The following is a 15908-nucleotide window of genomic DNA, read 5'->3' as shown; positions in this document are numbered from 1 at the left end:
ACAGAGTCATCATAGGCACCTTAAACTTCCAGGAACAATAATGGCTAAGCATCTTCTAATTTTATTACTTTTTTTTGTTGCTTGTGCCGAAGAGTTTTCCCCCGTTAAAACAGCAAAGAGAAGTAACCAAAAAAATGTAAATGAGCAAAAAATCAAAAAAATATGCGATGACGATGATGCAAAAATTTTTAAAGGTAGCCGTCTCTTTTCTGACAACTGGAGTAGCTGCTCAAGACGCTCAAAGGGTAATGCCTTACACACTGCTCGTTGCCTGCAGCAAAAATATCTCAACCAAAAAAATGAATCCTTGTTAAGTAATTCTTGCGCAGACTGTTTTGGTAAATTCGCTCAGTGTGGTTATGACAATTGCTATTGGACATGTGCTCCGAGTTTTGGCACTTCGGAAAACTGTGAGAAGTGTGGCTGGAAGCATTGTGGAAATGGTCTGGAGACATGCTTGGGATTTTCCAGATCTAATCTTTCGCGCTACTTCTACTAATGTGGAACGCACAAAAGTTACCTAAAAAAATAGGTCTAGTTTTTTACCAGGATAAACATGCAAGGTCTTGGATCCACTCGTCAAGTGCTCTATAACCACAGCTTCCTTCATGCCTGCTAAGATATTCTTGCACCTGAGAAAGCTCTTTACTGATTCGCGCTTTAGTTTCAAAAATAGCATCCGAAGATAAAACAAGCTCAGTTAAAAACGAAACATCGTCATCGCTTAAAGAATCCTTCAAATATTTTTTTTGAAATTGCTGCTTAATATTTTTATCTTTATTAACAGCAATCAAAACTGGCATAGAAGCTTCTTTGTTGCGAATATCGTTGGCTACTTCTTTTAAATTTCCATCACCGCTAAAATCTTTTAGGTCATCAACCATTTGAAAAATATTGCCAATGCGAAATCCTAAATTCCACAGTTGTTGAGCTTCAAGCTCGCGCTTACTATTGATCGCTGCAGCCCATCCGCACCAAGAAAATAAAATCCCTGTTTTACCCTTTGCCACGCGATACCACGAATCCTCGCTCACATCTATTTTCCCACGCGACTCAATCTCTAACATTGCAGAAATCGTCATTTCCCTAACCACAAGAATTGCTTGTTCTATAAATTCCCTCTTCATTCCCCTTAAAAGATCAAAAGCTTGGGTGAGAAGAAAATTTCCTGCCAGCACAGCCTGAGCATTTCCAAAAAGAGCATTCGCTGAAGTTTGCCCTCTCCGTTTATGAGCATCATCGACAACGTCATCATGCAACAAACTTGCAGCATGAATAAATTCTGCAGCCACGCCGATAGGCACGATGACATCATCAATGTCATTATTAAAAAGCCAGTGATAATAAAGACAGACCAAAGGACGAGCTCGTTTTGCATTAGGCGTAAGACACAAATGCCTCGCAATAGCTTTAGCCATGGATTGACCAGAAAACGGATTAGAAGTTGCTTCAGATTTTATCCGAGCATAAATCAGCTCGTTGGTTCTATCTAAAAAATCAACCACTCGTTGTGCCACCGATAGCTCCATTGTCTACCCAAAAACTCATGCCTAACAGCTAACAATTTTTGTGGAATTTAAAAACTGCTCTATGAAAATTTTCTTATGAAACTGTTAAAAGAATTTTATCGTCCACCTGCTAAACGCGCTATCAAGCTTGTTTGCAAAGAAATTTTTTCCGCTTTTTTATCTTTTACTTCGATCTTTTCATAGATTCCATCTTGTTCCAAAAACCATGACGTTTGGTTATCTTCGAGAGCCATGGAAAAAGCTTCTTTAATTATTCTTTTTTTAAGCCGATCATTCTCTACAGCAAATGCAACTTCAACACGCTGACTTAAATTTCTCACCATTAAATCTGCGCTGGACAAATAAACTATCTCTTCACCGTCATTGTAAAAATAATAAGAGCGCACATGTTCAAGAAAGCGCCCTATGATTGAAATCACACGAATATTCTCGGACAGTTCCAAAACTCCTGGTCGCAATGAACAAATTCCTCTCACGATTAGATCAATATTCACTCCATGACACGATGCCTTGTAAAGCATCTGAATCATTTCAGGATCAGTCAAAGAATTTATTTTTGCCATTATGTGGGCTTTTTTACCCGCCTTTTTATTGGCTATTTCATTTTCAATATGATCAATAAATTTCTTACGCATAGTAAAAGGTGCATGGAGTAATTTTTTAAGCTTGCTTGGTTTGGTGAGCCCGGTTATTTGTAAAAATATTTGATGTACATCATCACATATTTCTTCGTCAGCTGTAAAAAAACTAAAATCAGTATACATACGTGCTGTTTTCTCGTGATAATTTCCCGTGCCCAAATGCACATAGCGTTTGATGGAATCGTTTTCTCTCCGCACCACCATCAACATTTTGGCGTGTGTTTTATACCCAACCACTCCATATGAAACGTGCACACCCGCCTCTTGCAGACGGTTAGCTAAATTAATATTGGCTTCTTCATCAAACTTTGCTCGCAGCTCAACTACAACAGTGACCTCTTTTCCACGCTTGGCAGCCTCTTCTAAATAATCTACCAGCACCGATTCATTTCCTGTGCGATATAGGGTTTGCTTAATCACAAGTACCGAAGGATCAAATGCAGCCTGACGTAAGAAATCCTGCACGGGAGCAAAAGATTCATAGGGGTGGTGCAAAAGACAGTCTTGTTTTTTGATGGCCTCAAAAATTTTAGGACTCTGCGCCAACAATTTTGGTCTCGACGGAATAAGTGGTTCAAATTTGAGACTAGGTAAATCAACAATGTCATAAATCGTCATCAAGCGACTTAAGTTAAGAGGCCCATCAACAAAATAAAGCTCATCAGAAGTGAGCTTAAATTGTTTTAACAAAAGCTCTTTGAGCGAATCGCTGCAATCAGACTCTACTTCAAGGCGAACTGCCTCTCCAAATTTTCTTGAAGGCAACTCCCACGCAAGACTTTTCATTAGGTCATCAATTTCTTCTTCATCAACAAACAAATTAGAATTGCGAGTTACTCTAAATTGATAGACCCCTTTAACAGAAATATTGGAGAAAAGTTCCACCATAAAAGTACGAATGAGATCTGCTAAAAGCACGAAATGATAAATTCCTAAATTCTCGCCATTAGGTACCAAAATAACCCGGGGCAAAATTCGTGGAGCAGGAACAATTGCCACTTTTACGTCTCTGCCAAATGCACCTTTACCATCGAGTTCGACAATAAAATTTAAACTTTTATTGGTTACTCTTGGAAAAGGATGAGCAGGATCTAAACCCAAAGGACTTAAGACTGGAAGAATTTTATCTTCAAAATATTTTTTTAACCACGACTTTAAATCCTTCGACCACAAATTTGGAGGAAGAATTTTTACATTCGATGCGAATAATTCCGGCAATAATATTGAATTTAAAATTTGATATTGTTCGGCAACTAATTTTTTTGTCGCATTTCCGATCAGGCGCAACACTTCTTGCGGACTGCGATTGTCTGGTTCATTGGTCAATACTCCAGCAGTTCGTTGTTTCCTCAATAAAGAAACACGCGTTTCAAAAAATTCATCTAGGTTGGTAGATGAGATGCCCAAGAATTTTAAACGCTCAAGTAAAGGCCACTTTGAATCTTTTGCTTGAGCAAGAACTCTTTCATTGAAGGCCAGAAAACTAAGTTCGCGATTAAAAAATAATTCTGTGAAACTCAAGTCGGTTTTTGTACGAACCTTATCTCCTACAGTATCGGAAAGGCTGCCCCCATTTTGCACATCTTCAGTATTTTTACTTGCCAACAGTTTCATATTTTCATAATAAATCGGCAAATTAACGCGTTGATAATCAAGCAATTCTTTTTTGTTTTTGTTTATAATTTTGAAGAGTTCCCCCATAAAAATCACACTTCTTTCTTGCTCCATATAAAAACACTAAATAGCTCTTACCGGCTGAGTATCTACAACTACACATTCCTACTCTGCAGAAATAAGTTTATAAAGATGAGGAGTAACAGCGTAAGACTGATCAAATTGCTGTTGCGAAAAGTCCGGGTCTAGCTTTACTCTCTTTATCTCCAATTCTTTTAGCTCGCTGTATTCTTTGGTGTCAGATCCTACAGAGAATTGAATACGTCCCTCTACATAATTTCCTTCTTGCGAAAAACGCCCATTAAAGGCACATAACTGAGCTTCATTTATTTTAAGAGGAATACTCATGCCATGCCCCTCAACACGAGCTGAGGCATCAAAAATTTTGATATTCTTAAATTCGACTACTGGAGTTGAAATAGAATAAGAAATGTTTGCTTCCGATGCTGTACGAGCATCAACTCCCATGATGGGCTGAGCACTTACATAATAGAAACCATCTTCTATCACAAGGTGATATTCAGCTTTATTCTTATTTGGACGTTGTGACTCAATGGTAAAATTTTTCAGATGCGCTTTTACATCTATCGAAGTTGAACGAGGTGAAACTGGGCGCACAAATATTTCTTGGCTTTTATTCATTTTTGCGCGCAATGCATCGACAAAACGATTATTTAAAGGATTGATACGATCAAGCCATCCCTGCCTTTCGTTCAAAGGAACCCCAATTCTTGTCATAGTCCCTTCTAGCTTATCGACAAAACCCTTGATTTGATAACGTACATTAAGTCCATCAGTATAGGCTTCTATTTTTTCTCCTACATTTATTTCTGATTGATGCGATGCTTTCATGATCAAGCGCTTTTCGTTATCTTCTAATTGCCGAGTTCTCACAGCATTAAAAGAAGCTAAACTTCCAGGTATTGACGATGATGTAGCAACTTTAAGCAACGCACCAGCATTCATAACCAAAAGTCGTGCCACATTTTCAGCCATGCCATCTTCAAGTGCACATTCTTTATCATTCTCGACCAAGGCTATAGAGTCATCGCACGAAAAAATACTATCGAGGAAAGTACTTCGGACATAGTTTTCGTCAACTAAGGCAAAATTTTGGCTAGAAGTTTTAAGAGGAATTTCCATATCATTCACGTTGAGCATACCACTTTGTTGATTTTCTTGATCGCCTATCTTTCCGTTGATCAAATCGTATGCGCCATGGACATGAAAATGCATGTCATTTGTGCCCTTTTTGATTGATGATGTCATCTTATCAAGATTAACACGAGCTTTACTGATCGATGTAGGTATTGCACACATACTCTTGGTAGCTGCATCCTCTCTGAGATCTTTAGCAAGCATTGGTTCAAGTATTGCATCCGCGATACCTGAAAAGATGCTAAACTCGATGGGCTCGTAATTTTTCTCTTTAGCTTTCTTTGAGTCACTCTCTTTGCTTTTGCTGCCATCGGCCGTTGAATCTTTCTTAGATTTTTTATCCTCACCTTTTATAATCTTTGAGCAATGATGTGCATGATTGATGCTTCCGTATTTTTTATCACACACCTCTTTGATACTGAGATTGTTAAAATTAACCTTAAGCTCTATATGTGCTGAATTTTTGCTATCAGGCATCACCGCCTGTGGAAAATTATTTTTTAGAGTTTGTAAGGGCTGATTTTCAGTTATCAATTGTTCATAAAAAGGTATTTCTTCTTTTAGATTTTCTAGATGTTTCATGACGATACCAGTTATTTTTTTCTTGGCACTTTCGATCGTCACTTCACCATTAAGCTCATAGGCATATCCAAAACAATTAGGCTTGGTTGTAAAAGCAGCAAATGTCAAAGGACATGTCTTACTTAAACTTGCACTCAGCGATCCCTTTTCGCCAGGATTTCCTTCCAGTACTAAATTATGTGCTGCATCCTGACCTAAAAACCCACATTCACTGTTATCTTCAAGCGCTCCAGCAATAATCCCCAAGGTTCTAGCACTCAAAGCTCCTATGGGTGGCGCCAATAATCGTTCTAAAGGAACTTGTTCAAATGAAACCCCCTCTTTAAAATGCTCTTGGCAATCGTAGGTGGACATAAACTTTGCGCTTTCATAGTTAGGATCGAGACCTTTGCCATCGGAAGGTACATGGTGATTATTGCCAAAAATAGTAATGTAGCCATCAAGATAATTTTCGTGACCATTTTCTCCTTCACCCATCTGCATGACTAAATCGGAATTATCGATATCAACTTCCATCTCAACATCGTTGGTTTTTAATATTCCCTTCATATTTTTAAGACGAAGGCCTTCAAAACGATTGTTTGATGTAGCTTTAAGCGGCACCCCTTTAGCGTTTGCCTGCGCAAGACGAGGATAGGCCGTAAAGGAAAAATCTCCCGACTTAATATCAAGAGCCTCTTGGCTTCCTGCAGAATGGATTGCTAAATCGTGTGCTTTTCCTGAAACTTCGATCGCAACTTTTCCAAGATCTGGCAGCATGGGATCTTTGGGATTGTTGGTAATGCGACCTTGAATAGTTTTTTTGGCAGAAACCACAACCTTACCTCGCCACATCCATTTATCGCCATTGCAATCGCTATAGACTGATTCTTCTTTAGGGTAATTGATCTCAACGTTATCAAGCGTCCAGACAGCTAAGCCTTTACCGTATTCCTTTGCATCTTGAGACCTTAGAATTTCAAATTTTGCCTCAGCAGTATCAAATTTTTTATTTACTTCACTTAAAATCATCGACATATGTTGAGCCGATAATCTGCTTACTCCATCAGCGACTGCCCCTTGCATAAATTCTTTTGCAATCCAATTTTTAAGACCACAACTGTTAAACAAAAACATGCTCAGCAGGCTCAGTAAGCAAAATCGAAGTTTCATTTCAGACCTTTAAAGGAAGCTTTTGTAACACGGCTGCAAACAAGCATCGAAATTAATTTATTTCGCATTCTCCATAAACCAAGAGAGGCTATAACTTTTTGTCATAATAGACAGAGCATTTTTCATCCTCGAATAATTATTATTCAAGGGTTAATAAAGATGGTTCAGAAAAAATTGGCAGCTCAGATACTATCGCAAACAACGCTATGACTTGTTGCGTATTTTTTCTTTTTGAGCAGATTTAAAATAATCGATCTGCCATTTTTTGACCGCCTTGTTATGGCAGGATAAATTCTCGCAAAAAACATGAGTCCCATCATTTTTTGAAACAAAATAAAGATAGTTAGTTGTGGCAGGCCACAGCACAGCCTTAATAGCCTCTATACCAGGTGATGCGATTGGTCCTGGCGGCAGTCCAACTATTTTATAGGTATTGTAAGAATGAAACCCCAATAAATCAGATTTATGAATTTTGCCGTTGTAATTTTTTAAACCATAGATGACCGTCGGATCAGCTTGAAGACGCATTCCTTTATGCAATCGGTTAAGATAGACGCTTGCAATAATTGGCTTTTCACTTTTTTCTCCTGCCTCTTTTTCTACTATGGCAGCAAGTGTCAACACCTGATGCAAACTCATGCCAACTTCTTTCATACGATCTTTAATTGATTCATCTATCTTATCGACCATACGACGGTACATGATCGATATAATGGCCTTTGGCGAATCTTTTTTAGTGAAAAAATATGTATCGGGAAATAAATAACCCTCAATACCTCCGACATCATTCTTTAATTCCTTTCTTTGCTCACTGTTGGGAGCACCGATCAGATTAAGTACATCGGAACTTGTCATTGCTTCAATAAATTCCTTTTGATTAACAATCCCGGCTATTTCTAAACTTTCTACCAAATCAACCAGGCTTTCCCCTTCCCTAAAAACAAGCGGAAAAGCCTTATTTCGCCCATACTTTAAACTCTCGGCTAACTGCGATAAGCTATAAACTCCATCAAACTGATAATAACCAGCTTGAATTTTATCGGCATCATTGCGAGCCAATCGCATATACCAATAGAATTTTTTTTCACTCGGAATTACATTTTCAGAAGCGAGCAATCGAACAACACTTCTCAAAGAAGAACCGTAAGGGATCTCAACAATTACGTTATGGAGCTCAACCTTATGTTTAGCAAACGAAACAAGATAACTTTTTACGATAAGAGCTATAAGCCCAGAGCTGAGAGCCACCAATAAAAAAGCAATAAAAAAAATTCTCAAAAAATGCTTATGCATAAAAAATCCGCTATTTTTTTGAGCTTAGAAAATCTTCTACTAAAACAGCTGCCGATGCTGAATCTAGTTTCAATTGTCTATCCTTTTTTTTCAAACCACTGTGCGCCAAAATCTGTGCTGCTTTCTTAGAAGAGTAGCTTTCATCCCATAATTTCACTCTAGCCGAAATTTGATGCTCTTCAATATATTTCTCTAAAGCCTCTTTAAGTCCCATAACCCGAGAAATAACAGCTTTGCTATAGTCAGTCCTTCCCTCCGGTTGGCCAATAAGAACAAGCTCTACTTTTTCTGAAGAAACAAGATTCATAATTTTCTCAACAGCTAAAGCTCGGCTATGTGCTACAAGATTCGGAAGCATGCGTACGCTCAATCCAAGCTCATCACTTATCGCCATTCCTGTTCTTTTTATTCCTACATCAATACCCAAAACTTTCATAAAATTTTCCGTCTAAAATCTTTCAACATCAATGCCATTAAATTAACAGTCGAATGTTTCGACATATAAAGCACACGATGATCGATCATTGAAAATATATTTCGTAGCTCTTCAATAAGCTTTTGCTGATACATACACTCTTTTTCATAAAGATTCACTATACTCCGTAAACCATCAACTACACGTTTTTTTGACAATGCTGCTGCATTTTTTTGTTCGGATTTAAGCTCCTCTTTTGGATAAAAAAGAACCTGATTAATAATAATTTGCTCAATCGTTATCCCTCTATTTTTGAGTAAAATCATAAGCTTATGAGAATCAGCCACACTTGTAACAGTGGGACGGCTCACCAACACAAAATGAGTTTTTTGCGATACCAGCAAACGATCAAAGGAACGTGCCCTTTCAAGCATAGGAGCATAGATGGAATCAATGCTGAGAGCAAAATCAATCACTTCGGATAAAAAATGAGTTCCTATTATTTTTTCAAAGGTTTTTTCAAGAATTTCACCAGAAAAAAAGGCAAACTTGCGAGTGATAGCGGAAAAAGCACCTTTGCCTTGCCCCATGAGAAACTTAAATACACGGTGCTCTAACACCCGAATTAATTTCTTTGGAACATCAAAAAAAGAAACACTGTTTGAGGCTGGTGGCGTGTCTAAAATAATCACATCATAATCACCATCACGCACCAAGCGGTGTATAGTATGGGCACAAATAATTTCCGATGAACCAGGCAAGCCATCGATCATGTACTGATAAAAAGGGTTTTTACTTATCTCATGAATGGTTTTTGATGTTTTAGTAGAACTTGATAAAAAATCAGCCCATTCCTGTTTAAGATTTGGCATAAAGGCATAAAGCTCGCCTGTAGAATCACTGGGAAAAATTTTTTTTACATCTACTTTTTCAGGAGAAGATGAATTTTTCTTTAGTCCTAACGCATCCAATAAACGCTTTGCAGGATCAATGGTAACAATCAGGGTTTTTTGAGCTTTGAGTGCACAATCCAGACCTAACATCGCAGAGACAGTAGTTTTACCTACACCACCTGTTCCTACACAAATTATAATTTCTGTTTCTTTACGCTTCATGAGCCAAAATATTCCGTCAAGCTTTTAACCACATCATCCATAATTTCTCTTTCATCAAAAACACCATAGTGCTCACTCAAAATGAGCTGAGGCATTGCAAGACCAAGCTCATTAAGCCGCGCTCGTTGCCGCTCTTCGTATTCCACCTGAGAAAGAAAAAATTGCACAATCATTGCGTTTGCCTTCATTTGATCATCCAAATGAGTTTCTAAGAATTTGAGATCATCTGCAGCCATGGCTGTGCAGCGATTGATAAAAAGCAGCCCCAAAGAGATATCGTGCATCCTTTTAATATCTGAGTAGATCTCAAAACTCTCATTGATTGCAAGCTCCTGAGGCAAGGTGACTAAATGGAGCACGGCATTATCAGGATTTTTGAAAAATTTTTCTATAAGCCCAGCTTCTTTGGCCAAAGGACCTATTTTCACCACTTCTCTTACAACCCGTGCGACAGATAAAAAACGAGCAATAAAACCTGAGCTTGGCAGATCAACAATTATTTTATCAAAATGCTCAGTTTGGCTTCCTTTTTCACTATCGGCATGAAACCAAATTTTCCCCAAACGAGTCAAATCGGAAAGTCCAGGCATGGCTGTACACAATAGTTTAAAAAAATTCTTGGAAAAAATTTTATCGACCAAAGCCTGGGCTGGAATTTTTAAACGAAAATATTGATAGAGAGATTGATTGGGACAAATCTTTGTAACACTTAGGTTTTGCTCAATTTTTTCAACTTTTGCACTTTCTTTATACTCTTCACTATCCTCTTCCGATAACTCTACCAAAAGAGTTTTATAATTATTTCGAGCAAAATAAGTTGCGAGCGCCTTTGAGCATATGCTCTTGCCAACTCCTCCCTTTCCCGAAATAAAATGCACTATTGGTAACGCTTGTTTTTTATTCACAAATTAACCGGGTCAAGTTGGGTGCCTACAGGGAATATAGCAGCAAATTTACTTAGGCTAGACAGTAGTGATTTAAATAATTGTGCAATCTTGACTCATCTACAAATCTGCCTATGGTAAGCCCGTGAAATTCATCGCGGTGAAATTTAAAACCACCGCTTTGCGAAGTCTTATTAAAGCTAAGGGAGCAAAAAATATGGCAAATAAAGTTATTGGAATTGATCTTGGTACCACCAATTCAGTGGTCGCCATCATGGAAGGCGGAGAGCCAAAAGTAATCGCAAACGAAGAGGGTGCAAGAACAACACCTTCAGTGGTGGGCTTTGCCAAAGATGGTGAAGTACTTGTTGGTCAAATCGCAAGCCGACAAAGAATTACCAATCCAGAAAATACCATTTATTCAGCAAAACGCTTTATTGGTCAGCGCTACGATGAATGCAAAGATGAGCTCACTCGCTACCCATTTTCATGCACCCGCATGAATAACGGAGATGTAGGATTCAATGTATCTTCCAAAACTCTTTCCCCTCAAGAAATCAGCGCTAAGGTCTTACAAAAACTTAAGTTAGCTGCAGAAAATTATCTTGGCCACGAAGTTAAGGAAGCAGTTATCACCGTACCAGCCTATTTTAACGATTCACAAAGACAAGCGACTCGCGATGCAGGTAAAATTGCCGGCTTGGAAGTTAAACGTATCGTCAATGAACCAACAGCTGCAGCCTTAGCCTATGGTCTTGATAAAAAAGCTGATGAAAAAATTGCCGTCTTTGATTTAGGTGGTGGTACTTTTGATATTTCTATCCTTGAAGTTGGAGAAAATGTAGTTGAAGTAATTTCTACCAATGGTGATACCCACCTTGGCGGTGACGATTTTGATGATGTTTTGATCAAGTACTTGATGGATGAGTTCAAAAAAGATACAGGAATCGATGTTTCAAACGATAAGATGGTCAAGCAACGTTTGAAAGAAGCTGCGGAAAAAGCAAAAATTGAACTTTCAAGCGTAAAAGAAACTGAAATCAGCCTGCCATTCCTAACCGCTGATGCCAACGGTCCAAAACACTTGCAACTTAAACTGAGCCGTTCCAAATTTGAACAAATGGTTGAACCATTAGTTAAACGTGCTTTGACTCCTTGTGAAAAAGCTTTGGCCGATGCCAAATTAAAAGTTTCCGATATTCAAGAAGTTATTTTGGTAGGTGGTTCAAGCCGTATTCCGATGGTGCAAGAATATGTCAAAAAATTCTTTAACCGTGAACCAAACCGCTCAGTAAACCCTGATGAAGTTGTGGCTTTGGGAGCAGCAGTTCAAGCTGGTGTTTTATCTGGCGAAGTAAAAGATATGCTTTTGCTTGACGTAACACCTTTAAGCCTTGGTATTGAAACACTTGGCGGAGTAAACACTGTACTTATTCCGAGAAACACCACCATTCCTACCAAAAAGACTGAAACTTTTTCGACCGCTGCTGACAATCAAACTTCTGTTGAGGTACATGTTTTGCAAGGTGAACGAGAAATGGCTTCCGGTAATCGTACTTTGGGACGTTTTCATCTTGAAGGAATTCCTTCTGCACCACGCGGTATGCCACAGATCGAAGTAACATTTGATATTGATGCCAACGGTATTGTTAATGTTTCAGCCAAAGATCGCGCAACCAATAAGGAGCAACGCATCACTATTACTGCAAGCTCTGGTCTCTCCGAAGATGAAATCAAGCGTATGGTTGATGAGGCAAAAGATCATGCAGAAGAAGATCATAAGCGTCGTGAACTTGTAGAAGAGCGCAACAAGCTCGACTCTTTAATTTACAGCAGTGAAAAAATTATTACTGAAAATAAAGAGAAGCTTCCTGCTGACTTAGTAAGTGAAGCAGAAACTGCTATCAAAGAAGCCAAGACTAAGCTTGACGCAAGCGATGCTCATGAACTTAAAACCGCTTCTGAAGCACTTTCAAAAGTAAGCCATAAACTGGCAGAAGAAATGTATAAAAACGCAACACCACCTGCTGATGCCCAAGCCACCCAAGATGCTGCATCCAACGGCGAAGGGACACAAGACGCAAAAGCTCAAGATAACAGCAAAGTTGTTGATGCTGACTTTGAAGAAGCTAAGTAAAGGATTATAAGCTAAAAGCTTATAAAAACCCTCAGGGCAACCTGGGGGATTTTTTTAATGTTTTACCCCAATTTTTCCAGCCAAGCACTTGGCTCTAGATCTCTTAGCTTGAAACTACCGCGTAAAATGTATACATAGATCAGTCACACATATTATTCTGGAATTTCTATGTTAAATTATTTTAATTTTTTATTTTTTTTCGCGGCCTTTATGCATCGACAATTCTGCTCGCCCAATCGTTACCGAATGAGATAAATGGATTGGAGAAATTTTATAAAAATAATCTCAAAGGAGAAAAAACAACGGTGATTGTCATAGATAAGGGCTTTTTCAATTTAGATATCACTGATTCAGGAGTTACGCCAACTATTCATGCTCCCAACAAGTTTAGCTCTTTATTTAACTCTAATAATCCTTTAATCGACTCTATAAATCCTTATTTTATCGAACAATTAAATCAGATACAAAAAGAAATAAAACGTCAAGAATTATCTTTTGCAAGTAAAGGTTTAAAACTAGAAATAGATTGGGACAGTGGAGAGCTATTATCATATTCAGCTAAGGAAGGTTTTACGCTTTCCATGCATGAATACGATGCTCTAGAGGCAGCCCTTAGGAATTATAAGGAAACTTTAGACCTTGTAACAAGCGGACACGGTATGAATGTAAGCAGTGTTATTGCAGGACAAAACGGCATAGCTCCTAATGCTTCCATCATACCAATATCTACTAAAAGTGAGTCTATTGAAAACCTTGCTCTTACTACCGATAATGGAAGCAATGCTTTTTCTTTAGTAAAGGCTTTATTTTTTGCCATGTCATTGGCTAAAACAACTAAGATCGATGCTCTAAATCTGTCTATGGACCTAAATTGCGATGAAGATAACGAAGACTGTCTTTTACAATATAGACTTTTTGCCTATCTACTGAGCGAAGCAGCAAAACATAGCATCGTATTTTTTGCTCTAGATAATGAAAAGAACTCATATTTCGGTCAAAGCAGGGGACAGAAAATACTCGTTAACGCAGCAAAATCAATAGCAGAACTCTATGGCTACCCCAGAATTATCTTTAGTGTAAACTTGGAAGAAGAAAACGCTAACTTGGCTAGTGGCAAAGCATTTCTTGCCGCTGATCTAACTTTAGCAAACATCGGAAACTATCATTTACCTAAGCTTACAAACCCTGCTAAAACGAAACTGGTAAAAGGTACTTCTTTTGCATCACCCGCAAATCTTGCAATGTTTTTATTAATTAAGGAAGCAATGTTAAAACACATGAAAGAAGTATCTGATGAAACTGTGATTAAAATGATCTTTGCCCAAACAGACCACTTTTACGCAGGTAAACTTCTTCCAGCAGGTTTTTATGGCAGCGCATTTATGAACATAAACAAGTATGCCAACTTTTTGGAACTTTAAACTGGTGATTATTATTTTAAGTATCCTCAATTTCTACGGGCTCTATGGGGTAGTTTCCTTGAAAAATATCGTTCATTGAAGCCCTAAGACCTAACGGATAGATAAGCTCTTCACAATTTTGGAGGGCGTTCAGTGAAAACCATCGGGCATCTTTGATGACCTTTTTCTCTTGCGCTGATAAGTGAGACAAGGAAATCGTTTTTGAAGTTGTCCGAGTTATCATAAAACGCTGCTTTATCTTTGTTAGAGTGCCATTGAGTACAAGGCTTATTTCGCTTTTCCACACGACAGGACCAAGCTTTACCATCTCAGATGAAATCCCCGTCTCTTCAAAAATTTCTCTAAGACAAGCCTGCTCTTCACTTTCCCCTTGTTCAATTTTACCGCCTACTAAAAACCAAAATGGTCCCCTGTGGTGTCCTTCAGCAGTGGTTGTATATGGATCATCAGCCTTGAGTAGCAAAACTTCACCGGACTGATTAAGCAAAATAGCCCTTATAGACTTGCGTACCGGAATTTTTGCTTTCATCGCATTATTTTTAGACATAAAAGTATCCATTTAGAATTAAAAAATCTTTTATAAACTGAGAAATATTTTTTAATCTTAGAGGCTATTTTGAAAGTATTAAGCAAATGATTACGGAGTAATAACCAAAAATGCTTTGTTAGATACTTTTAAAACAGCCCCTAAGCTCGACTTTGGCCGAAATTTAAACGAACAGGCAGCTTCAAGATTTTTGCTTTCGCAACTTCACTTTGCTCCAGCAAAAATGGTGACTCTCGCTTGAAAAATCGACTTATCAACACCAGATGCTCAAAGAGCATTCACTCTTAACTCTTATTACAAAGCTCTGCCCTCGTTGACTGCCTCCAAAAGAAGCTTCGCTACAACGTAGGGATCACAATTAGCCCCTGGTCTACGATCTTCAATATAGCCACATTTCATTTCAGCAACGTTATTAGGTATCCTCACCGAAGCACCTCTATCATTAGCCCCTGCTCTAAATGTTTTTAAATCGCAAGTTTCATGAATGCCGGTCAAGCGCTGTTCTAGGCCTGCACCATAATTTTCAATATGCTTGTGATGACGTGCCTCAAGTGAGCTTATTAAGCTTTTAATCGAATTCCATCCCGTTTTTTCATCACGCATGGCTTTGGTAGAAAAATTAGTGTGAGTACCTGCTCCGTTCCAGTCACCAGCCAATGGCTTATTGTCGAAACTCACCACAACATCATAATCCTCCGCTATTCTAAGCAATAACCAACGTCCGATCCACAAATGATCAGAGCACGTCAGAGGATCAGCAGTTTCACCACTTTCTCCACGATAGCCAATCTGAAATTCCCATTGTGAAGGCATGACTTCTGCATTAATTCCAAAAAGCATTAGACCTGCTTCCATGCAAGAGACCATATGCTCTTCAACAATTTGGCGCCCGAAAACCCTTCCCTTACCCACGCCACAATAATAAGGACCTTGAGGCTCAGGATATCCAGTCTTTGGCCACCCTAATGGGCGCCCATCTTGGAAAAAAGTATATTCCTGCTCAAAACCTATCCAAGGATCGAGATCAGCTGAACATGCTTCAATTTGCTTACGCAATAAAGCACGCGTGTTTGAGGCGACGGGCTCTCCATCCATAGTAAAGACCTCACACATAACCAAATAATTTCCTGGACCCCGTATTGGATCATCGACAAAATTTACTGGTTTTAGAATAAGGTCAGATTTTTCTCCAGGAGCTTGATAGGTTGAAGATCCATCAAAGCCCCAATCTGGGAAATCACTGAGCGATGCTTGTCCTTCAATAGAAATAATTTTACTTTTACTTCTCAATCTGCTTGTGGGTTTGGCTCCATCCAACCAAATATACTCCGCGCAACTAAACATACTTCTCTCCCTAAAA

12 protein-coding genes are annotated in these 15908 nt (G+C 38.6%); 3 read left to right on the top strand and 9 right to left on the bottom strand.

Annotated elements, in window-relative coordinates; translation table 11 throughout:
• Positions 1–40: 40 nt before the first annotated feature.
• A complete protein-coding gene (locus H6731_09145) occupies positions 41–499 on the top strand; it encodes a hypothetical protein (protein ID USN50413.1) in 459 nt (152 codons plus the stop codon).
• A gap of 43 nt (positions 500–542) precedes the next feature.
• Here the strand turns inward: H6731_09145 and H6731_09140 are convergent, their stop codons facing one another.
• The 7 genes from H6731_09140 to H6731_09110 form a co-directional block, all read right to left on the bottom strand.
• On the bottom strand, positions 543–1517 hold the full coding sequence (locus H6731_09140; GenBank protein USN50412.1) for a polyprenyl synthetase family protein: 975 nt from the start codon (positions 1515–1517) through the stop codon (positions 543–545).
• 107 nt (positions 1518–1624) lie between these two features.
• Positions 1625–3784 (bottom strand): polyphosphate kinase 1, encoded by a 2160-nt coding sequence (gene ppk1, locus H6731_09135; protein ID USN51977.1) that lies wholly within the window; start codon positions 3782–3784, stop codon positions 1625–1627.
• Positions 3785–3949: 165 nt separating this feature from the next.
• Positions 3950–6736, bottom strand: coding sequence for a hypothetical protein (locus tag H6731_09130; protein USN50411.1), 2787 nt, complete (start codon positions 6734–6736; stop codon positions 3950–3952).
• A gap of 204 nt (positions 6737–6940) precedes the next feature.
• A complete protein-coding gene (mltG, locus tag H6731_09125) occupies positions 6941–8029 on the bottom strand; it encodes an endolytic transglycosylase MltG (protein USN50410.1) in 1089 nt (362 codons plus the stop codon).
• Between the two features lie 10 nt (positions 8030–8039).
• On the bottom strand, positions 8040–8465 hold the full coding sequence (gene ruvX / locus H6731_09120) for a Holliday junction resolvase RuvX (GenBank protein USN50409.1): 426 nt from the start codon (positions 8463–8465) through the stop codon (positions 8040–8042).
• Positions 8462–9559 carry an AAA family ATPase gene (locus tag H6731_09115; protein ID USN50408.1) on the bottom strand — a complete coding sequence of 366 codons (1098 nt, stop codon included), beginning with the start codon at positions 9557–9559 and terminating at the stop codon, positions 8462–8464. The genes ruvX and H6731_09115 overlap by 4 nt, the downstream gene beginning before the upstream one ends.
• Positions 9556–10464, bottom strand: coding sequence for a hypothetical protein (locus tag H6731_09110; protein ID USN50407.1), 909 nt, complete (start codon positions 10462–10464; stop codon positions 9556–9558). The genes H6731_09115 and H6731_09110 overlap by 4 nt, the downstream gene beginning before the upstream one ends.
• A 196-nt stretch (positions 10465–10660) precedes the next feature.
• Between H6731_09110 and dnaK the strand changes: the two genes are divergently transcribed.
• Positions 10661–12580 (top strand): molecular chaperone DnaK, encoded by a 1920-nt coding sequence (gene dnaK, locus H6731_09105; protein USN50406.1) that lies wholly within the window; start codon positions 10661–10663, stop codon positions 12578–12580.
• 260 nt (positions 12581–12840) lie between these two features.
• Positions 12841–14001: a S8/S53 family peptidase gene (locus H6731_09100; GenBank protein USN50405.1), complete on the top strand. Its 1161-nt coding sequence runs from the start codon at positions 12841–12843 to the stop codon at positions 13999–14001.
• 16 nt (positions 14002–14017) lie between these two features.
• Here H6731_09100 and H6731_09095 read toward each other — a convergent pair whose 3' ends face one another.
• Together H6731_09095 and H6731_09090 are read right to left on the bottom strand one after the other, a co-directional pair.
• Positions 14018–14548 (bottom strand): NUDIX domain-containing protein, encoded by a 531-nt coding sequence (locus H6731_09095; GenBank protein ID USN50404.1) that lies wholly within the window; start codon positions 14546–14548, stop codon positions 14018–14020.
• A 294-nt stretch (positions 14549–14842) separates the two neighbouring features.
• On the bottom strand, positions 14843–15892 hold the full coding sequence (locus H6731_09090) for a glutamine synthetase beta-grasp domain-containing protein (protein ID USN50403.1): 1050 nt from the start codon (positions 15890–15892) through the stop codon (positions 14843–14845).
• Positions 15893–15908 lie beyond the last annotated feature (16 nt).

The sequence above is a fragment of the Myxococcales bacterium genome (genome assembly GCA_023898405.1).
GTDB lineage: Bacteria > Myxococcota > UBA727 > UBA727 > JABDBI01.
This window is presented reverse-complemented; position numbering and strand designations above follow the sequence as displayed.